Raw genomic sequence first — 20,068 nt, forward strand, 5'->3', positions numbered from 1 at the left:
AAACACAGATTAACTATTAAATTAACTTAACGTTAATAGATAAAAGCCGGGCCAATTATTTGACCCGGTTTGTCATTACATACGATAGCCGAGTGAAACAGTAGTACGGCGATCGGTATGTTCCGGCGCTGTTGCCGGTGGTTCAGAGTTCCAGGTGACGTTGTAAGCCACTTTCAACCCAAAGTGTTCGTTGATAGCAACGTTCAACGCCGTTTCAGAGTTGAGTGTTGTATCATCAGCACCAAATACCGACACACCTTGTGTAAACTTAGTATTGTCAGTCATCTGCCACGCATAAGCTCCTGACGCATAACCCAGCGGCTGCGTTTCAGTGGTGCCATCCGTATGCTCGTCATAGCGCACGCCAGGACCGAATTCAAAACGGAAACTGTGTACTGGTCCGTTGAGGAACTGACGACCATAACCTGCGGTCAGCACATCGCGCTCACGATAGCCGTTGTAACGGTCGGTCAACCAGCTTGCCTGCCCAAAGAGATAGTCATAGTCGGTCATGTTGTAGCGACTACGGCCACCTACGGCATATTTCTCCGAGGAACGCTCATCATTCGAAGAGGTATTACTGGCATTTCCCCACAAAGACCACGCCGTGGATTCACCATACCAGGTCATGGTGGTGTCTGCCGTTAAGGAGGAACTTTTTGTGTTGCCTGACTGGGCGAGATATCCCGCGTTCAGGTTACCTTCAAAGGGTTTTTTCGCGCTGGAAGGGTCATCCATGACAGTAAAAACGGAATCATCGGCAACAGCATGCATTGACGCAAGCAGGCCCCCCGTCAGCAGTAATGCTGCGGGCACTGTCTTCAAAAGCTTCATTTATTAAGAGTCCGTACAACAAAAAAAGAGACCATTACGGTCTCGGAAACTTTCATATGGATCAATGACAAGAGACCCTTGAAAGGTAACAAATTATAAAAAGACTCGAATAACATAGCAATAAATTCTTATTTCATTTTTTGAATAAGAGCCTTCCTAAACCGTTTTTTTATTTATATATCTTTAACGCAAATGTTTTAAATAAAGACACGAAAAATCATGTTGTTAATTACTTCACTTTCGAAAGGTTAAGTGCCAGACTGAGGAAAGCCTAACAGGAGGTAAAGATGGTACGTATCTATACGTTAACACTTGCGCCCTCTCTCGATAGCGCAACAATAACCCCACAAATCTACCCGGAAGGTAAGCTTCGCTGTACCTCGCCGGTTTTTGAGCCCGGTGGTGGCGGCATCAATGTCGCTCGCGCAATTGCCCATCTTGGAGGAACCGCCACGGCCATCTTCCCCGCGGGGGGCGCCACTGGAGAGCATCTCGTCGCATTGCTTGCCGACGAAAATGTTCCCGTATCCACCGTCGAGGCCAAAGACTGGACCCGACAAAATCTCCATGTCCATGTTGAGTCCAGCGGCGAACAGTATCGCTTTGTCATGCCCGGCGCTGCGTTGACCGATGCTGAGTTCTGTCAGCTTCAGGATCAGGTGCTGGAAATTGAGTCTGGCGCGCTGCTGGTTATTAGCGGCAGTTTGCCGCCAGGGGTACAGCTTGAGAAGCTGACCCGGCTCATTAGCACGGCGCAAAAACAGGGAATTCGCTGCATCGTCGATAGTTCTGGCGAAGCGCTGGCAGCAGCGTTGGCTATCGGCAATATCGAACTGGTCAAACCCAACCTCAAAGAGCTGAGCGCGCTGGTAAACCGCGAGCTTACCCAGCCCGATGATGTGCGTAAAGCCGCACAGGAAATCGTGCAAAGCGGTAAAGCACATCGCGTTGTGGTCTCGCTTGGCCCACAGGGGGCGCTGGGCGTTGATCGTGAAACCTGCGTCCAGGTGGTTCCGCCGCCGGTGAAAAGCCAAAGTACTGTGGGCGCAGGCGACAGTATGGTCGGGGCCATGACGCTTAAACTGGCTGAAAACGCACCTTTTGAAGATATTGTTCGCTACGGTGTCGCAGCCGGTAGCGCCGCAACCCTGAACCAGGGGACGCGCCTGTGTGCTTTAGACGATACGAAGAAAATATACGCATACCTTGCTCAGCAATGAGACCTTCCCTTGTGTTAGGTTAAAGGAAGATTTTCCCGTAAAACTGTCGGCGCTAGTGTTATACGTCTATGATAAAAAGTCACGTGATTACAAAGCAGTGAATCACGAGCAACCGGACGTCTTCACAGCAATGCGAGGTGAGGAAGAACGACAAACATTAAGTGCCTTTCCAGCGATGACGCGTCCGTGGTGTGCGTCAGTTCGTGTTTTTTAACCGCATTCTTGCGCTAACCTTATGATCTGGCAGACAACATGGGGAGAGACATCATGTGGCAGGCTATCAGTCGTCTTTTAAGCGAGCAATTAGGTGAAGGCGAAATCGAACTGCGTAACGAACTGCCCGGCGGAGAGATCCACGCCGCATGGCATTTACGCTATGCGGGGCGCGATTTTTTCGTCAAATGCGATGAAAGAGAGCTGTTAACCGGCTTTACGGCGGAAGCCGATCAGCTGGAGCTACTTTCACGCAGTCAAACCGTATCTGTGCCGAAAGTTTGGGCGGTAGGTGCAGACAGAGATTACAGCTTTCTGGTGATGGATTTCCTCCCTCCCCGCCCGCTTGATGCGCACAACGCCTTTATCCTCGGTCAACAGCTTGCGCATTTGCATGAATGGAGCGATCAGCCTCAGTTCGGGCTCGACTTCGATAATGCGCTCTCAACCACGCCGCAACCTAATACCTGGCAACGTCGCTGGTCGACCTTTTTTGCCGAGCAGCGTATTGGCTGGCAACTGGAGCTCGCCGCGGAAAAAGGCATTGCGTTTGGCAATATCGACGCCATTGTCGAGCATGTTCAGCAGCGTCTGTCTTCACATCAGCCGCAGCCGTCTCTCCTGCACGGTGATTTGTGGTCAGGAAACTGTGCCCTCGGCCCGAACGGTCCCTATATCTTTGACCCTGCCTGCTACTGGGGAGACCGGGAGTGCGATCTGGCAATGCTACCGTTACACACCGATCAGCCGCCGCAAATTTATGACGGTTATCAGTCTGTGTCGCCGTTACCATTAGATTTTCTCGACAGACAACCTGTCTATCAGCTCTATACGCTGTTGAATCGGGCAATTCTGTTTGGGGGGCAGCATCTGGTTGTGGCGCAGAAGGCACTGGACAGATTACTGGCAGCTTAGCACGCTTATCAGGCCTGGCGGTTCACAATGCGACAGGCCTGAACGTGCAGCACTTACAGAAAGCCCAACAATGAAAAGAAGAAGTAGCCGATTACGATAACGATCACCGGCAAAATATACAGCGGGAAAATTTGTAAAAAGATCGTATGGTGCGGAACCACAATACGCGACTCAAGCTGCTCTCGCGTTAACCCTTCACTGCCTTTTGCCTGTTCCAGAATCAGTTGATCCTGAACGCCCTCGCGTAAAAAACGCGCCTGACGGCTCATCCTGGCGCCTGAATCCTGCAACGCCAGACCGATAAAAATCAGGATGAAAATCAGCCAAAAGACGAGATTCAGTCCACTTTGAAAATCGGGCGTCGGCGAGTTATACCAAAACACGTTAAGAAAAGGGGTATTAACCCGCATCATATCGATCATTACATGGGCAAAATCGAGCATGACCGCGTTAATTCCCTCCTGCTTTTCGCTGTGCGCATACATAAACTTCAGTACTGAAACCAGTGTTGAAATCAGCGCGGGAATGAAAATTACCCATCCCACCAGCCTTTTCAAGACAGCAATGCGTCCAGCTTGTTGATACGTCATGAGTTCCCCTTGATAAAGACGTGTCATTTTGGCCTAAGTTTACCCGTTGATAACCATTTTCGCCTGATCTTTAAAGGCAGTATACTGTTGAATTAGCCATAATAAACGCCCAAAGCCTGTCCAGACGGGCTCTTAATCCCTTTTATTACCGTAAAGGAGAGGTTGTAATGTCAACCCCGCGTCAAATTCTTGCTGCAATTTTCGATATGGATGGATTACTGGTCGATTCTGAACCGCTCTGGGATCAGGCCGAACTGGATGTGATAGCAAGTTTAGGCGTTGATATCTCCCGCCGCCATGAACTTCCCGATACCCTGGGCTTACGCATCGACATGGTGGTTGATTTGTGGTTTACGCAGCAACCGTGGAACGGACCTTCACGCCAGGAAGTCACCGAGCGCATCATATCCCGCGCAATTGCGCTGGTTGAAGAAACGAAGCCGCTGCTGCCAGGGGTGCGCGAAGCCGTGGCGTTATGCAAATCACAGGGAATCAAAGTAGGTCTGGCATCCGCTTCGCCGCTGCATATGCTGGAAAAAGTGTTGACCATGTTTGATCTGCGCAACAGCTTCGACGCACTGGCTTCTGCGGAAAAACTGCCCTACAGCAAACCACACCCGCAGGTTTATCTCGATTGCGCCACAAAACTGGGCATTGACCCTTTAAACTGCGTCGCGCTGGAAGACTCGGTGAACGGTATGATTGCTTCGAAAGCCGCCCGCATGCGTTCCATCGTAGTACCTGCGCATGAAAATCAGCACGATCCCCGCTTCGTTCTTGCCGACGTTAAGCTGACCTCGCTCACCGAACTGACTGTCGCAGATCTGCGCGGCTAATCCTGCCAGGGGCAATGATCGCATTGCCCACTTTTTTTTTAAAACACCATTTCATTTTTATTGTATTTCTCTTTAACCTCTCCTATTCTTCCCCTATCGTTAGCGTTGATGACATAAATAGTTGAGGTGGACATAATGCAGAATGCTTTTCGTCTCGAGGGCAAAGTCGCCATCATCACCGGGTGTGATACCGGCCTTGGGCAGGGTATGGCTGTAGCGCTGGCCGAAGCAGGCTGCGATGTGGTCGGCGTGAATCGCAAAATACCGCATGAAACCGCAGAGAAGATTAACGCGATCGGTCGACGTTTTATGGCAATTCAGGCCGACCTCAGTCAACAGGAAACGATCACCAGCATCGTCACGCAAACAGTGTCAACGTTTGGCCGGGTCGATATTCTGGTCAACAATGCGGGAACCATACGTCGTCAGGATGCGCTGGACTTCAGCGAAAAGGATTGGGATGACGTATTGAACCTGAACCTTAAATCCGTTTTCTTTTTGTCACAGGCCACGGCGCGCCAGTTTCTGGCTCAGGGCAACGGCGGAAAAATCATTAACATTGCCTCAATGCTCTCTTTTCAGGGTGGTATCCGCGTGCCTTCCTATACCGCATCCAAAAGCGGCGTTCTGGGTATCACCCGCCAGCTGGCTAACGAATGGGCGGCTCTGGGAATTAATGTCAACGCCATCGCGCCCGGCTATATGGCGACTAATAACACCCAGCAACTACGCGAAGACAGCGAGCGTAATCAGGAGATTGTCAATCGTATCCCCGCCGAACGCTGGGGCACGCCTGATGACCTGAAAGGCCCGGTCGTTTTCCTCGCTAGCTCTGCCTCTGACTATATTCACGGCCATACGCTGGCCGTAGATGGCGGGTGGTTGGCGCGGTAAAGACACACTTGTGACAAAGGGTTACAACGTCACCTCTTCCGCCTACTGTATAAAACCCCTATACTGTATGAATCGACAGTTTATTGGGTTTTATCATGACGGCGGAAGGTCACCTTCTTTTTTCTATTGCCTGTGCGGTATTTGCCAAGAATGCCGAGCTAACGCCCGTTCTTGCGCAGGGTGACTGGTGGCATATTGTTCCTTCAGCCATTTTAACGTGCCTGCTGCCGGATATTGATCATCCCAAATCCCTGCTGGGACAGCGTCTGAAGTGGATATCTAAACCCATTGCCAGGGCATTTGGTCATCGCGGATTTACGCATAGCCTGCTGGCGGTTTTTGCCCTACTGACCACGTTTTACCTGAAAGTCCCTGATACCTGGATAATCCCGGCAGATGCCTTACAAGGTATGGTTCTCGGTTATCTCAGTCACATTCTGGCTGACATGCTGACTCCAGCTGGCGTTCCCCTGCTTTGGCCCTGCCGCTGGCGTTTTCGTCTGCCCATCCTCGTGCCGCAAAAAGGTAACCAACTGGAACGGTTTCTGTGCATGGCGCTGTTCGCGTGGGCAATCTGGATGCCGCAGACCGTACAGGAGAACAGCGCGATACGCTGGTCATCACAGATGATTAATACACTACAAATGCAGTTTAATCGCTTTATAACGCACCAGGTTGACTAATAAACCAGCCAAAATGTCATTTTTGGTATAAACAATTCCATTTGAATATAAGAGGCATGTCACAGTTCTGCTAATCTTGCGCCAACAGAATCACCTTCACACGGTGATACGCATAATAAGATCAGGAGAACGGGGATGAACTTTCCTTTAATCGCGAACATTATCGTGTTCATAGTGCTGCTGTTCGTGCTGGCGCAAGCCCGGCACAAACAGTGGAGTCTGGCCAAAAAAGTACTGGTCGGTCTGGTCATGGGTGTGGTGTTTGGCCTCGCCCTGCATACCATTTATGGCTCCGACAGCCAGGTTCTTAAAGATTCCGTACAGTGGTTCAACATTGTAGGCAACGGTTATGTACAGTTGCTGCAAATGATTGTTATGCCGCTGGTATTTGCGTCCATTCTCAGCGCCGTTGCACGTCTGCACAACGCCTCTCAGTTAGGTAAAATCAGCTTCCTCACCATCGGCACGCTGCTGTTTACTACGCTGATTGCCGCACTGGTCGGGGTTCTGGTGACCAACCTGTTCGGCCTGACCGCCGAAGGACTGGTACAAGGTGGTGCCGAAACTGCACGTCTGAACGCTATTGAAACCAATTATGTTGGCAAAGTGGCTGATCTCAGCGTTCCGCAGCTGGTGCTGTCGTTTATCCCGAAAAACCCGTTTGCCGATCTGACCGGTGCTAACCCGACGTCGATTATCAGCGTGGTCATCTTCGCAGCATTCCTCGGTGTTGCCGCGCTGAAGCTGTTGAAAGATGATGCGCCAAAAGGCGAGCGCGTCCTGATCGCTATCGATACCCTGCAAAGCTGGGTGATGAAGCTGGTTCGTCTGGTGATGCAGTTGACGCCGTACGGTGTTCTGGCGCTGATGACCAAAGTGGTGGCCGGTTCCAACCTGCAGGACATCATTAAGCTGGGTAGCTTCGTCGTGGCCTCTTATCTCGGCCTGGGAATTATGTTCGTGGTTCACGGGATCCTGCTGGGTATTAACGGCGTTAGTCCGCTGAAATACTTTCGCAAGGTGTGGCCGGTGCTGACATTCGCCTTCACCAGCCGTTCCAGCGCAGCCTCAATTCCGCTGAACGTTGAAGCGCAAACCCGTCGTCTGGGCGTGCCTGAATCTATCGCCAGCTTTGCCGCCTCTTTTGGTGCCACGATTGGTCAGAACGGTTGTGCGGGTCTGTACCCGGCTATGCTGGCAGTAATGGTCGCACCGACCGTCGGGATCAACCCACTGGACCCAATGTGGATTGCCACACTGGTAGGTATTGTGACGGTCAGTTCTGCAGGGGTTGCGGGTGTAGGAGGCGGTGCAACGTTTGCTGCGCTGATCGTCCTGCCTGCAATGGGTCTGCCGGTCACGCTGGTTGCCCTGCTGATCTCTGTTGAGCCACTGATCGATATGGGTCGTACCGCCCTGAACGTAAGCGGTTCCATGACTGCCGGTACGCTGACCAGCCAATGGCTGAAGCAAACCGATAAAACGATTCTGGACAGCGACGATAACGCTGAACTGGCGCATCGCTAAGCCTGATAGCTGAAAACAAAAAACCGCCGGAGTGTCATGCTCCGGCGGTTTTTTTATATCCATTACTCGCTTAGTTCATTTTCCTGGCGAATTTGATTAGCCCAACGTTGCGCTGATTCCGGGACCGTAAATGCAGGCGAACGTTGAAATGCCTCCCCCATTAAGACAAAAGCGACATATTTTCCGCGCAGTATCCATACGTCACGAAACGCATCCATTTTAACCGCATGCTCTGGCGGCGCGGGCTCCACGCGCGGAACATAGCTGATAACTGGACGATTTTGTTGGCGAAGAGGTTTCATAATCAATTGCTTCACTAAAGACAAATTCTAAAAATCAGAAAACTGCTATCTTAGCCGATTTCGCCCCCTTGCGTCCTGCCTTGCGTGCGCGGTTTGTCTGTTTCATCGCGCTTTACGCCATCGGCCCGCACCTGCGCCATTGAGTGAGTGGTCTATAGTTAAAGCTTTTGACAGCAGCAACGACCCTTTCAGCAATGAAAACAGGAGACGAGTTTAATGTCACAGAATGATAAGCACCCACTCCATCACTCAGCGCCGGTTCATGATGCCAGCGAATCCCAGCCAGGACTTGACTCACTGGCGCCAGCTGACGGTTCACACCGGTCAACACCAGAACCCACTCCACCGGGCGCGCAGCCAACCACGTCCGGCAGTTTAAAAGCGCCAGACATCAGAAGTGACAAACTCAATGCGCTGGAAAGTTTTCGTAAAGGAAGCGAAGATTCTGCTCTGACCACCAATCAGGGGGTGCGTATTGCGGACGATCAAAACTCTCTGCGCGCCGGAAACCGAGGGCCAACCCTGCTTGAGGACTTTATCCTGCGGGAAAAAATCACCCATTTTGATCATGAACGCATCCCGGAGCGGATCGTACATGCCCGCGGTTCTGCCGCGCATGGTTACTTTCAGCCTTATGCCAGCTTGAGCGCGACGACGAAAGCAGACTTCCTCAGCGACGAGAATAAAATTACACCGGTTTTTGTGCGCTTCTCTACGGTTCAGGGCGGCGCAGGCTCGGCGGATACGGTCAGAGATATACGGGGATTTGCGACCAAATTTTATACTGAAGAGGGTATTTTTGATCTGGTGGGAAACAATACGCCCATTTTCTTTATTCAGGATGCCCATAAATTTCCGGACTTTGTCCATGCGGTAAAACCGGAGCCGCATTGGGCTATCCCGCAAGGCCAAAGCGCCCATGACACCTTCTGGGATTATGTCTCATTACAGCCTGAAACGTTGCACAACGTTATATGGGCGATGTCTGACCGGGGTATCCCACGTAGCTATCGCACGATGGAAGGTTTTGGCATTCATACGTTTCGGTTGATTAATGATCAAGGGAAAGCCACCTTTGTCCGTTTCCACTGGAAACCGCTGGCAGGCAAGGCCTCGCTGGTATGGGATGAAGCACAAAAACTTACCGGTCGGGATCCCGACTTTCATCGCCGCGAACTTTGGGAAGCGATTGAAGCGGGCGATTACCCGGAATATGAACTGGGGCTACAACTCATTCCCGAAGAGGACGAATTCAAGTTCGATTTTGACCTGCTAGACCCGACCAAGCTGATCCCGGAAGAGCTGGTTCCGGTCCAAGTCGTCGGTAAAATGGTGCTAAACCGCAATCCGGACAATTTTTTTACCGAAAATGAGCAAGTGGCTTTTCATCCCGGGCACATCGTCCCTGGCATCGATTTTACCAATGACCCCCTATTGCAAGGCCGCCTGTTCTCCTATACCGATACCCAGATCAGCCGCCTGGGTGGTCCCAATTTCCATGAAATCCCAATTAATCGCCCAACCTGTCCGTATCATAATTTCCAGCGTGATGGCATGCATCGCATGGACATTGATACCAATCCAGCCAACTATGAACCGAATTCCATCAATGATAACTGGCCGCGTGAAACACCGCCGGGGCCAAAACGTGGTGGATTTGAGTCGTATCAGGAACGGATTGAAGGAAACAAAATCCGCGAACGCAGCCCCTCTTTTGGCGAATACTATGCGCAGCCTCGCCTGTTCTGGCTAAGTCAGACGCCAATTGAGCAGCAGCATATTATCGGCGGATTCAGTTTCGAACTCAGTAAAGTTACGCGCCCCTATATCAGAGAAAGAGTGGTCGAACAGTTAGCCCATATTGACACTGCTCTCGCTGTGGCGGTTGCCGGGAATCTCGGTTTTGAACTCACTGAGGAACAGACCCAAATTGTGCCGCCGCCCAACGTCAACGGTTTGGAAAATGCGCCGTCACTCAGTTTATATGCGGGGGCGAAAGGTGAGATTAAGGGCCGCGTAGTCGCCATTTTACTTAATGACCAGGTAAAGTCGGGCGACCTGCTCGCCATCATGCAAGCCCTACAGGCCAAAGGTGTTCACGCCAAACTGCTCTATTCCCGAATGGGTAATGTGGTAGCCGACGATGGCTCCGTCCTGACTATCGTCGGTACCTTTGCGGGTTCGCCATCACTGACGGTCGATGCGGTCATTGTTCCATGTGGGAATATTGCGGATATCGCAATGAACGGAGATGCCCGATATTACTTACTCGAAGCGTATAAACACTTAAAACCTATCGCCCTGGCTGGTGATGCTCGTCAGTTTAAAGCAACGTTGAATATCAAAAATGAAGGAGAAGAAGGCGTGGTGGAAGCGGACTGTGCAGACGTACAGTTTATGGATGCTCTGCTGACACTGATGACCGCGCACCGCGTCTGGTCACGCGCGGGAAAAGTTGACACAATCCCTGCCTAAAAAATGCGGCGCATTAAGCGCCGCAAACTCAGGAATTACACGTTCAGAAAACTGCCAAGACGATAACCGCGCTCCGCAATAGCATATTTCAGTGACGAAGACGTCAGCACGTCGAGCTCAGTTAAGCGGGGGTAACAGTAGGCACTTTGACGAATAATCTCATCGATAAAGGCCGGATGACACATCACTTCCAGCGAAGACTCTCCCCGGTCTGCTGACGCATCAAGCATCTGCAAGAACAACGCTTCGGAAATCGCTTCGCCATAAAACTCGCTGCTGAATCCCTGGGAAGTCCGTAACGTTTGCGGAAAGTCAGACGCCTGAAATACCGTCTGACGATCAATCCGTAACGCAATCCCCTTTTGGGCAGCAAACCCGGCCACTATAGGGAAAATCTGCGGGAACATATGCACATGGTGATGGCTATCCAGATGCGTTGGCTCCCGTCCGAACAGGTCAATAAAACGCTGATACTGCGCGGCCAGTTCCTGTGAAATTTCATCCAGTGGCAGAGTGTCTTCCTCTGCCATCTGCCAGATCCATTTCCCGAGTACCCCTTCACGAGTAAGGCCTGGCATTGCCGTCAACGGCCTACCCAGCGTCAGAACAAAGTGCATTCCGACGGCAAGTTCAGGTATGTCGCGACTCAGCTGTACCGCATGGTCAATTGCCGCGCCGTTAACCAGCGCCGTTGTCGAGGTGACAACACCATTACGACAGGCTTCAACAATGCCATAGTTTTGTCCTTTACTCAGGCCAAAATCATCCGCATTAACAATCAGTACGCGTTCCATAACCGACCCCAGTTAGTGTTGTTCGCTTTTGAGTTTCTCGATGCACCCGGCGAAGTTTGGCAGCCATTTTTCATGCGCCAGAATCAGCTCACGCGCCAGAATTTCGGCATCGCTGTCAGAGTGAACCAGCGGGCTAAGATTCAACGCAAGCAGCACATCATTCAGCTCACCGCTCAGCGCCGCATTGCTCGCCGCAACTTCAAAGCCTTTAATGGTATAGATAAGGCCGAGTACTTTCTCATCAAAATGGGTAATACGTGGATGTGGCGTAGCACCGTTGCGTCCCAGCGTACAGGTCATCTCCACCGCCCAGTCGGCAGGAATATTATCAACATGCCCATGATGAGGAACGTTGACATAGTGCTCGGTCTGTTTGTCGTTGTAGATGGCATTGATCACTTCACAGGCCGCATCGGAGTAATAGGCCCCGCCGCGCTGCTCCAGCTCTTTTGGCTTCACGTTCAGATCAGGGTTTTTGTAGAGCTCAAACAGTTGCTTCTCAACTTGTTGTACCACCTGAGCGCGCGCGCCGCCCTTATAGTATTCGCCCATTTCAATCGCCAGCATTTCTTTTGGCTTGAAGTAGTACAACAAATACGAGCACGGCAGCAGTTTCAGCGAGCGAATCAACCCTTCACTGAACGGCAGGTCGAAAATATTCTTCACGCCAGAGGCTTTCAACTGACCCGACGCAACGCCGTCCAGCAGTTCATCAAAGCGTGACACACCGTTGACCAGAACATCCTTAATAAAGACCATATGATTCAGACCGAACAGATCGATGGATAAGTCATCGCTCTCTTTCAGCGCCAGCACGTCGCTGATGAACATTTTCATGCCGATCGGAATATTACATACCCCGATGAATTTCTTGAAATTCGTATGACGATAAACCGCCTCAGTTACCATCCCTGCTGGGTTAGTGAAGTTGATCACCCACGCATTCGGGCACAATTCTTCCACATCTTTCACAATATCAAAGATAACCGGAATGGTTCGCAGCCCCTTGAACAGCCCACCAGCGCCGTTGGTTTCCTGCCCCAGATACCCGTGGCTCAGGGGAATGCGTTCATCCTTTTCACGGGCTTGCAGTTGCCCAACCCGCAACTGGGTGGTAACGAAATCAGCATCTTTCAGCGCTTCCCGGCGATCCAGTGTTTTAAACAACTTCATTGGGATGCCCGCTTTGTCGATCATACGCTGACAAAGGTCAAAAATAATGTCCAGCTTCTCTTTTCCACCGTCGACATCAACCAGCCACAATTCAGAAACCGGTAATTCATGATAGCGCTTAATAAAGCCTTCAAGTAATTCAGGGGTGTAGCTGCTCCCGCCACCAATCGTGACGACTTTTAATTTCTGGCTCATATTTTCTCCCTTCAGTGTCAACACACTGACGTGTATTATGCTCAACCCGTTTGTCAGGTATAGCGTGGCTGTCCCGACGCTATTTTGGGCAAGCTATAAAAAATGGTTTATTGGTAAATAATATTTACTGATTAAATTCAGTTAATTTCTTACGATAGCTATTAGGTGTAAATGACGTCAGCTTTTTAAACGTTTTAATAAACAGACTTGGACTACTGTAACCTGCCTCGTAGGCAATATCCGTTACTGAATAGTTCGTCATTTCAAGCTGCTTTTTAGCAAAATTAATGCGAATTTCATTAATAATCTGCATTGGCGTTTTGCTGTAATAACGCTGGGTTGCACGGGTCAGGTACTCCTGGGATTTCGCGGACAGGTGTACCATATTTTCCAGCGCATTCTCGCTAAACTGTCGTTTGTCGTGCATGGTCTCGACGGTGATTTTAAGCCACTGCGGAATATCATCTAACACCTGCTCTTCACGATGATGGCGTAACCGATTAATAATGTAGAAGGTGACCACTTCGACAAATTCATCCAGTCCGCTCTCACGAAAGTTCAGTGATGCAATAACCGTTTCAATGTAGGTAAGAAACGAATTATTCGCCCGATAGACCTGCGATGCAACAAAACAAAATGGCAGCAGCGGGTGGTAATGCTGTTCAAAAAAACGTTTGCTGATACCGACGTTAAGGATCCTTGTCGCGCCAAAATCATAGAAACTCTGATGGTGCGATCCCAACGGGATAAAAACAAAATCCCCACGCTCAAGCAATACGCGTTTGCCGTTGATTTCCTGATAATAGCGCCCGGTTAAAACCAGGGTGAATTCATAGTAGTCATGCTGATGCAGCCCACTGATACTCTCAGTTTTGTTATAGATGAACACATGGAAATTTTTGCCGTTAAACAGTTGTTGCTCAAAGACGGTTTTGATTTCCGGTGCGTTAATCTGTAGCTGCATTATGCACTCCTCGTTATTTCAGTTTTTCATGAAGCTCAATCAGTTCAGTTACCAGCTCACGCGCCAGCATAGATGTCATTAGGTGGTCCTGCGCGTGGACCAGCACCAGGCTGACTTTCATTTTACCTTCGCCCTGATCGCCTTCAATCAGTTTCGTTTGCACGAGGTGCGCTTCGTTCAGCGCCAGGCGAGACTGGTCCATCATGGCCTTTGCTGACTCGAAATCGCCTTGCTTGGCCATTTTGAGCGCGCCGTACGCCAGGCTACGCGCCTGACCGGAGTTGATGATGAGGCCCATCACCACTTCTTCTAGTTCTTCTGCTTCTGACTGCGTGTCGACGATGTTCTCGATATCCAACATACTTTTTTCCTCTGGTTCAGTCCGGCATGACCGTGAAGCCATGCCGGATTAAATTTAGAATTTCAATGCGTTAGCGATATCTTCTTCGCTTTCTTCTTGATCAATAACATTCTGTGCTTTGTTAGCTACCACCACGAACGGCAAGTAAACCAGCGTGGCGATGCCGAGGTTGAACAGCGCGACCAGCAGAGCAGCGACACTACCGTTGGTGTTAAAGAACGCCCCCAAACCGGTTGGCATTGTCCACGGCGCAATATTGGTAATCGGTGGAATAATACCTGAGTAGTAAGCTGCCAGCGTAATCGCCGCCAGAATCGGCTGCACCAGAATGAACGGGATAAACATGACCGGGTTCATGATGATCGGCAGACCGAACAGGATGGGTTCGTTAATCTGAAACAGGCCTGATGGCAGCGCCAGTTTAGCCACCTGACGATAATCCGGACGACGGGATGCCAGAAAGATAGCGATGATCAGACCCAGCGTAGCCCCGCTACCCCCAAGGAAAATATAGGAGTCGAGCATCGGCTTCGCCCAGACGTGGAACGTCTTACCGGCTTCCAGCGCGGCGTCTACGGAACCAAACTGTTGGTAGATAGAGATATTTTCCAGCGCCCATGGCGTCATGATGCCGCTGTCCAGCGCGGTCAGCGCCAGCGAGCCGTGAATACCGAAGAACCACAGCAAGGGAACAAAAATCACATACGCCCAACCCACCACACTGCCCAGCGATGCCAGCGGCGTTGAGATGGAGTCCATGATGATCTGGTGGAAGTTTGTACCCCAGGTGTTCAATGCCCAGGCGATAATCCCCATAATGGAGAGAATAATGAAACCTGGGATCAGCGCAGAGAAGGAGCGCGAAACAGAAGCCGGTACGCTATCAGGTAATTTGATCACCCAATTGCGACGGACCACAAAGGTAAACATTTCCGCGACCACGAGGCCGATAATAATACCGGAAATAATATTGGCACCGCCGAGCCAGTTTGCGCCAACGGCATAGGCTTCACCCACGCTGTATGGCGTTACGGTCATAAACGCGGCGACGGATAACAGACCGGCAGCCAGCGCATCGACTTTGCGTTCTTCCGCCAGCGCCATGCCGATAAAGAACGGCGCCATCAATGACATGATACCCAGCGTACCGTTATAGACGTTTCCACCAATGCCTTTCAAACTATTAAGCGTTTCAATAGTTGAAGCATCAAGTCGAATGCCCATTGAATAAAAAAACGACCCCTCCCCAAAGCTCAGGAAAACGTTATTGATTAATACAAACATGGCCCCTGCGAGGGTCAACGGCATCAAACGAATAAAACCGTTTTTGATTGCATTAACGTGTGGCTGCTTTCCAATTTTTACAGCAAAAGGAAGGAGTACCTTTTCAAGTGAAGCAATAGCGTTACTCATAGAAAAATACCCTTAAATACCGCAATTAATAATTGCGGTGAATGTTAATGAAATAACTCTTTGACGGGAAAATTAAAATAAAATAATTAATTTGCTGCGGCTTTTTTAATTGCTGCCACAGCAGCCTTAAGCACGCCTAAACCATCGACTTTGCCATACAGCAGCGAGTCAATCACTTCCACAGGCTTGTTTGGTAACAAGCGCTGAATTTCGGGCAACATATAAGCAATTTGTGGACCTAATAACACGACATCAGCCGCTTGTCCTTTTTCTCCGGCCAGCGTTTCAGGAAACGCTTCAATAATAACCGGCACTTCATATTTTTCGGCCTGAGCACGCATCTTCGAAACCAACAATGAAGTCGACATGCCCGCAGAACAAAACAGATAAATGTGTTTCTTTTCCATTAAAACGATCCTCATGTGCGATTATCTGTCAACCAGACACTCCGCAAGCCATAACCTGCATCCATGCTCTGGGTAACTTGCGTCAGCTAAATTACTTTTTTAGGTGGCTGAAATGAGTATACGGGATTGCACCGGTGGATGGTATTTCCTTGACCACCTAAATTGTCTCTCCTTGACCTGTGGTTATGACCCCCCTCACATTTCGGGCAAATAATTCGCGGCAATAAATAAGATCGTGGGGCACAAAAAAACCGGCTCGATGGCCGGTTCTTCTGAGTGCTCAGGCAATAAACAGTTGTTACTTCTTCGCCGCCTGCGGGTCGGTATCGTACTCTGCGCAGGTTTGATAACCAGAGTTAATCACGTGCCCGGTATCATCTAAAGCAACAAAATAGGTTTCAGCTTTACCATCTCGTTGACCCAGTATGTAGGTCTGACACGTCCCACGCGCATGGATCATACTGACTTCAGAAGAAGGTTTACCGGCAATCTGCGCCACTTGCGCCCGGCTCATTCCTTTCTTCACATCTTTCACCACGGGCTGTACAAATTGGTCTTTCGTGCGATCGTAGGCCGTACACCCTGCCAGCATAGTCAAAACAGCCGCTGCGCTCAGAATTCCTGTTAGATTCTTGTTCATATTCCGTCCTCTTTTATTTCAGCGTGTTATATAAGCCTGGAGCACAACAACGCATTTTTCAAGCAATCAGATGATACTTAGGCGGTTTCGGAAAATTCTATTAAAACAAAATGCTGCGATATCAGGCTCGCATCCCTTGTCGTTTGGGCCACAACGCGATAGCTTTAACACATCATTTTTTTGATCATTTTATTTTTCACAGGGGGTTAAATGACTCTGCAGCAAGAGATAATCCAGGCGCTTGGCGCTAAACCGCACATTAATGCAGAAGAAGAAATTCGCCGTAGCGTGGATTTTCTGAAATCTTACCTGCAGACCTACCCCTTTCTGAAATCGCTGGTATTAGGGATTAGCGGCGGGCAGGACTCAACGCTCGCGGGCAAACTATGCCAGATGGCGATCTCCGAGCTTCGCAACGAAACGGGCAATGACGCACTGCAGTTTATTGCTGTACGCCTACCGTATGGCATTCAGGCTGATGAACAGGACTGCCAGGACGCCATCGCTTTTATTCAACCGGACCGCGTACTCACCGTCAACATTAAGGGTGCGGTGCTGGCCAGTGAACATGCCCTGCGTGAAGCTGGTATTGAACTGAGCGATTTTGTGCGCGGCAATGAAAAAGCCCGTGAACGTATGAAGGCACAATACAGTATCGCCGGCATGACCAGCGGCGTTGTCGTGGGGACAGATCATGCAGCAGAAGCCATCACCGGATTTTTCACCAAATACGGCGATGGCGGTACAGACATTAACCCACTCTTCCGTCTGAACAAGCGTCAGGGTAAACAGCTGCTTGCCGCGCTGGGTTGCCCGGAGCACTTATATAAGAAAGCGCCAACCGCTGACCTTGAGGATGATCGACCTTCTCTGCCGGATGAAGCCGCATTAGGCGTCACTTACGACAACATTGACGATTATCTGGAGGGAAAAACGCTGGATGCCAGCATCGCGAAGAAAATCGAAGCCTGGTATGTGAAAACCGAGCACAAACGTCGCACGCCGATCACCGTGTTTGATGATTTCTGGAAAAAAGCCTGATTCTTTTCTTTCATAAGGGCAGAGTGCCTCAGGATTGCCGCTCACTGCCCTTAGCCTGCTACTTCATGCCGCTTTTTTAATCGCCGCCAGGCTGCTATACTGGATGAATAACCAGCATCCGGAGTGAACTGTGGTACGGCGTCAATCAGCCCCTCGTCTGACCTTTGAGGCAGCGGCAATCTATGAATATCCTGAGCATCTGCGCCCATTTTTGAGTGCGCTTCCCACTACGCCCGGCGTGTATCTGTTTCACAGTGATAGCGACACCATGCCGCTTTATATTGGCAAAAGCATCAATATTCGCAGCCGTGTGCTGGCGCACCTGCGTACTGCTGATGAAGCAAGTATGCTGCGTCAGGCCAGGCGCATTAGCTGGATTTGCACCGCTGGAGAACTTGGCGCTCTTCTGCTGGAGGCGCGGTTGATCAAAGAGCAGCAGCCACTGTTTAACAAAAGGCTGCGGCGTAATCGTCAGCTTTGCGCCTTGCAGCTTACCGAGCGGACTGTTCAGGTTGTCTACGCACGGGATATTGACTTCTCCCATGCCACCAATCTGTTTGGCCTGTTTGCTAATCGCCGAGCCGCACTACAGACGCTGCAGAGCCTCGCCGATGAACAACAGCTATGCTATGGCCTGTTGGCGCTGGAACCCCTGAGTCGCGGGCGCGCCTGTTTTCGCTCCGCGCTTAAGCGCTGCGCCGGAGCCTGCTGCGGGAAAGAAAGCCCTGAAGCGCATCATTTGCGCCTGCTGGAAGCACTGGAAAGAGTGCGCGTAATCTGCTGGCCGTGGAACAACGCCATTGCGCTGCAGGAAACCCGTGCGGAAATGACCCAGTACCACATCATCAATAACTGGCTGTGGCTGGGAGCCGTTTCAACACTTGATGAGGCGGTAACACTGGCACGTATGCCGGCCGGTTTTGACCATGATGGCTACAAAATTCTCTGCAGGCCTGTTCTGTCTGGTCAATATGACATTATTGAACTGAGTCCGGAGAATGGCCCGGCATCCAGTTAATTTCGCTGAACAGCAGTTTTCCCTCGCGCTCCAGCAGTCGTACGGTGTGTTTACCGTCGTGCCAGCTTGCCCCCTGATCGGCGGTCAGTAGCTTATCACCCAATTGCCAGGCACCGCTGATAACAAATACCACGCCACCGCGCGAACCAAAGGTCGTAAACGTGCGGTCGGCAACTCTGACTTTCGCCTGGCAGACATCCCGTCGGGTCATGATATTGAAATCCATCGACATCTTTCCTTCTGTCAGCTTCGCTTTTACCACCTTGTCACCGGCAAAGGTAAAAGGCTGATGCTGTTTCAGGGTATGTGTGAAGGTGTTCGACTCTTCCAGGGTCACTTCACCGCCTTCCAGCAGGGTAATCACGCGTTCTACGCCGGGAAAAAGAGAAAACTCTCCGTTGGCTGCAATGGAGGCGATACTCGCCCGCCAGTGAAAATCTCGTGTTGCTGGCGGAAAACAGCAAATCTCACGGGTTTCTCCCGCACCATTTCGCCACAGATTGACCGGCATTTTGCGGATATCGAAGTATTCCATCATCCCTCCAGAAAGGCGCAGTACGGCACCCCACCGTAAACTGGCAGCCATAAATCATCATTGTTATGTTAACCCTGCAGATTATTGTTATCGGCAGCAGAGTTGATTTGCCTTAGCGATGAACCCGGTGTTTTGCAAAAAAGACTGACGCGTCGTCCCGGTGGAATTTTCGCGGGCTTCAGGAGAATAACGTGTCACAAGCGCGGTGCAAGAGGCGGTAAAGAAAAAACCGCCGATCCTGCCCACCACGATAAACGTATTGTGGACAAGAGCGGCGGTCTTGAGTTTGGTTTCACACTGTGCGGCAATCAGGACACACAGCATGAATGATTTAGTGTAAACGCTGAACGATTACTCGGCAGCTTGTGGCATTTTACCCTTCTGCGCCGCACGTTCTGTCAGACGCTTCTCAAAATTGGCATTAAACTGCTTTTTCTGTTCCGGGGTTAAAATGTTGTAAATCTTGTTCTGGGTTTCCATATGCGCCAGCATGTTGGCTTTGCGCTGTTCTTCCATCTTCGCAATCTGCGCTTCGGCCTTCGCTTTATCGAAGCTATCGCTGGCAATAATGTCGTGCATCGCGCGACGCTCCTCCAGCGGCGGACGTTTCATCTGGTCACGCTGACCTTTCATGATCTCGCGAATCTGCTGTCTCTGCGCATCGGTCAGGTTCAGGTCTTTGAACATCATGTCGTGATGCGGGGCGAATTTACCGTTGTGGTGCATCATCGGTTTGGCATCAGCTGGCGCAGCTGTTGTCGTGTCAGCGGCGTGGGCCAGGTTGGCAGCGCCCAGGGCCAGAGTAGAGGCAACAAACAGAGCAGTCAGTTTACGCATAATTTCTATCCTTTCTTTCAGTTATTTTTACGACACTCATGCGACTCTTATGCAATGTGATGTCGTGTTGACGAGATTAACTTTACCGGCTTAAGCGTCAATTAATCAGAGTAACGGTAAAACAGTGAAAGTATAAAAAACAAATTCTCATCAATTATGAAGAAAAAAAGAATAAATTGCGCAGAGTTGCAATAAAAAATC

Annotated in this window: 21 protein-coding genes; 9 read left to right on the forward strand and 12 right to left on the reverse strand. The window is 50.4% G+C overall.

The features are described 5' to 3' along the window. Nucleotides 1–75: 75 nt before the first annotated feature. Nucleotides 76–834: a YdiY family protein gene (locus NMD08_RS15010; RefSeq protein WP_151225371.1), complete on the reverse strand. Its 759-nt coding sequence runs from the start codon at nucleotides 832–834 to the stop codon at nucleotides 76–78. A gap of 287 nt (nucleotides 835–1,121) precedes the next feature. Here NMD08_RS15010 and pfkB point away from each other — a divergent pair, with 287 nt between their 5' ends. After that, the gene (pfkB, locus tag NMD08_RS15015; protein ID WP_151219015.1) at nucleotides 1,122–2,054 is read left to right on the forward strand and encodes a 6-phosphofructokinase II; all 933 of its coding nucleotides are present in this window, start codon (nucleotides 1,122–1,124) and stop codon (nucleotides 2,052–2,054) included. Nucleotides 2,055–2,321: 267 nt separating this feature from the next. Then, complete coding sequence (locus NMD08_RS15020; RefSeq protein WP_043016598.1) at nucleotides 2,322–3,182, forward strand: fructosamine kinase family protein; 861 nt, start codon at nucleotides 2,322–2,324, stop codon at nucleotides 3,180–3,182. Between the two features lie 53 nt (nucleotides 3,183–3,235). Here NMD08_RS15020 and NMD08_RS15025 read toward each other — a convergent pair whose 3' ends face one another. Next, on the reverse strand, nucleotides 3,236–3,772 hold the full coding sequence (locus NMD08_RS15025; RefSeq protein WP_187252547.1) for a YniB family protein: 537 nt from the start codon (nucleotides 3,770–3,772) through the stop codon (nucleotides 3,236–3,238). Nucleotides 3,773–3,939: 167 nt separating this feature from the next. Here NMD08_RS15025 and hxpB point away from each other — a divergent pair, with 167 nt between their 5' ends. The 4 genes from hxpB to tcyP all read left to right on the forward strand — a co-directional run bounded on the left by hxpB (nucleotide 3,940) and on the right by tcyP (nucleotide 7,712). Further along, nucleotides 3,940–4,608 (forward strand): hexitol phosphatase HxpB, encoded by a 669-nt coding sequence (gene hxpB / locus NMD08_RS15030; protein WP_286545031.1) that lies wholly within the window; start codon nucleotides 3,940–3,942, stop codon nucleotides 4,606–4,608. Between the two features lie 132 nt (nucleotides 4,609–4,740). Further along, entirely contained in the window at nucleotides 4,741–5,502 is a 762-nt protein-coding gene (gene kduD / locus NMD08_RS15035; RefSeq protein WP_151219106.1) for a 2-dehydro-3-deoxy-D-gluconate 5-dehydrogenase KduD, read from the forward strand. Between the two features lie 83 nt (nucleotides 5,503–5,585). Next, nucleotides 5,586–6,185 carry a metal-dependent hydrolase gene (locus NMD08_RS15040; RefSeq protein ID WP_151219013.1) on the forward strand — a complete coding sequence of 200 codons (600 nt, stop codon included), beginning with the start codon at nucleotides 5,586–5,588 and terminating at the stop codon, nucleotides 6,183–6,185. A 135-nt stretch (nucleotides 6,186–6,320) separates the two neighbouring features. Next, nucleotides 6,321–7,712 carry a cystine/sulfocysteine:cation symporter gene (gene tcyP, locus NMD08_RS15045; protein ID WP_151219012.1) on the forward strand — a complete coding sequence of 464 codons (1,392 nt, stop codon included), beginning with the start codon at nucleotides 6,321–6,323 and terminating at the stop codon, nucleotides 7,710–7,712. A 62-nt stretch (nucleotides 7,713–7,774) separates the two neighbouring features. Here tcyP and cedA read toward each other — a convergent pair whose 3' ends face one another. Next, nucleotides 7,775–8,038, reverse strand: a complete 264-nt coding sequence (gene cedA / locus NMD08_RS15050; RefSeq protein ID WP_151225369.1) for a cell division activator CedA — start codon at nucleotides 8,036–8,038, stop codon at nucleotides 7,775–7,777. A 192-nt stretch (nucleotides 8,039–8,230) separates the two neighbouring features. Here cedA and katE point away from each other — a divergent pair, with 192 nt between their 5' ends. Then, entirely contained in the window at nucleotides 8,231–10,489 is a 2,259-nt protein-coding gene (katE, locus tag NMD08_RS15055) for a catalase HPII (RefSeq protein ID WP_370618454.1), read from the forward strand. Nucleotides 10,490–10,524: 35 nt separating this feature from the next. On the opposite strand, the gene chbG is transcribed toward katE, so the two are convergent. The 7 genes from chbG to osmE form a co-directional block, all read right to left on the reverse strand. Beyond that, complete coding sequence (gene chbG, locus NMD08_RS15060; protein WP_151219010.1) at nucleotides 10,525–11,283, reverse strand: chitin disaccharide deacetylase; 759 nt, start codon at nucleotides 11,281–11,283, stop codon at nucleotides 10,525–10,527. 12 nt (nucleotides 11,284–11,295) lie between these two features. Further along, nucleotides 11,296–12,651: a 6-phospho-beta-glucosidase gene (locus NMD08_RS15065; RefSeq protein WP_151219009.1), complete on the reverse strand. Its 1,356-nt coding sequence runs from the start codon at nucleotides 12,649–12,651 to the stop codon at nucleotides 11,296–11,298. 124 nt (nucleotides 12,652–12,775) lie between these two features. Continuing rightward, complete coding sequence (gene chbR, locus NMD08_RS15070) at nucleotides 12,776–13,618, reverse strand: transcriptional regulator ChbR (RefSeq protein WP_286545341.1); 843 nt, start codon at nucleotides 13,616–13,618, stop codon at nucleotides 12,776–12,778. A gap of 10 nt (nucleotides 13,619–13,628) precedes the next feature. After that, complete coding sequence (gene chbA, locus NMD08_RS15075) at nucleotides 13,629–13,976, reverse strand: PTS N,N'-diacetylchitobiose transporter subunit IIA (protein WP_003030618.1); 348 nt, start codon at nucleotides 13,974–13,976, stop codon at nucleotides 13,629–13,631. 54 nt (nucleotides 13,977–14,030) lie between these two features. Continuing rightward, nucleotides 14,031–15,389: a PTS N,N'-diacetylchitobiose transporter subunit IIC gene (chbC, locus tag NMD08_RS15080; protein ID WP_187252549.1), complete on the reverse strand. Its 1,359-nt coding sequence runs from the start codon at nucleotides 15,387–15,389 to the stop codon at nucleotides 14,031–14,033. Between the two features lie 86 nt (nucleotides 15,390–15,475). Further along, the gene (chbB, locus tag NMD08_RS15085; RefSeq protein ID WP_187252550.1) at nucleotides 15,476–15,796 is read right to left on the reverse strand and encodes a PTS N,N'-diacetylchitobiose transporter subunit IIB; all 321 of its coding nucleotides are present in this window, start codon (nucleotides 15,794–15,796) and stop codon (nucleotides 15,476–15,478) included. 298 nt (nucleotides 15,797–16,094) lie between these two features. Continuing rightward, a complete protein-coding gene (gene osmE, locus NMD08_RS15090; RefSeq protein ID WP_003030621.1) occupies nucleotides 16,095–16,436 on the reverse strand; it encodes an osmotically-inducible lipoprotein OsmE in 342 nt (113 codons plus the stop codon). Nucleotides 16,437–16,646: 210 nt separating this feature from the next. On the opposite strand from osmE, the gene nadE reads away from it, so the two are divergent. Together nadE and cho are read left to right on the forward strand one after the other, a co-directional pair. Then, complete coding sequence (gene nadE / locus NMD08_RS15095) at nucleotides 16,647–17,477, forward strand: ammonia-dependent NAD(+) synthetase (RefSeq protein ID WP_210904994.1); 831 nt, start codon at nucleotides 16,647–16,649, stop codon at nucleotides 17,475–17,477. A gap of 130 nt (nucleotides 17,478–17,607) precedes the next feature. Next, nucleotides 17,608–18,495 (forward strand): excinuclease Cho, encoded by an 888-nt coding sequence (gene cho / locus NMD08_RS15100; RefSeq protein ID WP_210904993.1) that lies wholly within the window; start codon nucleotides 17,608–17,610, stop codon nucleotides 18,493–18,495. Here cho and ves read toward each other — a convergent pair. After that, nucleotides 18,455–19,030, reverse strand: a complete 576-nt coding sequence (gene ves, locus NMD08_RS15105; protein WP_151219105.1) for an environmental stress-induced protein Ves — start codon at nucleotides 19,028–19,030, stop codon at nucleotides 18,455–18,457. The genes cho and ves overlap by 41 nt on opposite strands. Nucleotides 19,031–19,381: 351 nt before the next feature. Continuing rightward, nucleotides 19,382–19,867, reverse strand: coding sequence for an ATP-independent periplasmic protein-refolding chaperone Spy (spy, locus tag NMD08_RS15110; protein WP_370618457.1), 486 nt, complete (start codon nucleotides 19,865–19,867; stop codon nucleotides 19,382–19,384). Nucleotides 19,868–20,068: the final 201 nt, after the last annotated feature.

The organism is Citrobacter meridianamericanus, assembly GCF_041320245.1.
In the GTDB taxonomy this organism is placed as follows: Bacteria; Pseudomonadota; Gammaproteobacteria; order Enterobacterales; family Enterobacteriaceae; genus Citrobacter; species Citrobacter meridianamericanus.